This window comes from Paenibacillus agaridevorans, from assembly GCF_003112455.1.
Taxonomy (GTDB): domain Bacteria; phylum Bacillota; class Bacilli; order Paenibacillales; family Paenibacillaceae; genus Pristimantibacillus; species Pristimantibacillus agaridevorans.
Genome location: NZ_BDQX01000196.1, coordinates 29,371 through 30,500, shown reverse-complemented (window position 1 = coordinate 30,500; position 1,130 = coordinate 29,371). Strand labels below are relative to the sequence as shown.

Sequence of the window (1,130 nt, the reverse complement as noted above, 5' to 3'; positions counted from 1 at the left end):
TTCGTGGCGGCATGGCTGCCAGGCACGGAAGGCGCCGGCGTGGCCGATGTGCTGTTCGGCGACTACGACTTCACGGGCAAGCTGCCCTTTACTTGGCCTCGCGACATGGCGCAAATTCCGGCCAACTTCAATGACACCGGCTACTCTCCGCTGTTCCCGCTCGGCTACGGGTTAAACGCATTGGCAACTGGCGTTCGGGAGCTCCCTGGTGCGATCGAAGCGGAGAACTTCAATGCTTCGTTCGGCGTGCAGACCGAGGCGGCGACGGATGCGAGCGGCGGTCTAAACGTTGGTTTCATTGATGCGGGAGATTGGATGGACTATCGCGTTTTTGCTCCCGTCGCAGGCTCTTATCGACTTCGGGTTCGCGTCGCGAGCGGCAATGCAGGAGGAGCGCCTAATGCCGTCGGCGTCGCCTCGGGCGGAACGTCTTTGGCGACGCTAAGCGTTCCAGGCACGGGAGGCTGGCAGTCCTGGACGACCGTGCAAGAGACGTTCGCGCTGGAGGCAGGCACGCAGACCTTGCGGCTCTCCGCGCTTGCGGGAGGGTGGAACGCGAATTGGCTGGAGCTGATTCCGGTTTCAGCCGCGGCTTCGGGCAATCTGCTTGCCAATCCGGGCTTCGAATCGGGAGGCGCGGCCGGCTGGAACGAATGGAACGGAGGCGTGGCGGCGCAGAGCGTCGATACAGATATGCCGTATGACGGCGCCAGCAAGCTGACGCATTGGGCGGCTTCCGATTACCGGCAGCTTACCCGTCAGACGGTGAGCGTTCCGAACGGCTTGTACCGGCTAAGCGTGAAAGCGAGAACGGGCGGCGGGCAGAACGCGCTCCATCTGTACGCCAAGACGTCGGACAACGAGCGGCGAGCGAATATTTCCAGTGCCGGCTCGCAATATTGGAAGTCGTACGAAATAGATCGGATCGCAGTGACAAATGGCATCATCGAGATCGGCGTCTGGTCAGAGGCCAAAGCCGGCAATTGGGCGGCCTTCGACGCTTTCGAGCTTACGCCGGCCAATCTGCTTGCCAATCCGGGCTTCGAGCCGGGCGGCATGGCCGGATGGAACGAATGGCATAGCGGCCCGCTCGCACAGAAGACGGATGGCGACGGACCTGCCGCGGGAAG

Annotated in this window: 1 protein-coding gene; it reads left to right on the top strand. The window is 62.7% G+C overall.

Annotated features, from left to right (window positions below; translation table 11 throughout):
* Positions 1–1,130 (top strand): carbohydrate-binding protein (locus PAT3040_RS38075; protein ID WP_219930297.1); only part of this gene is annotated, 1,130 nt, incomplete at both ends.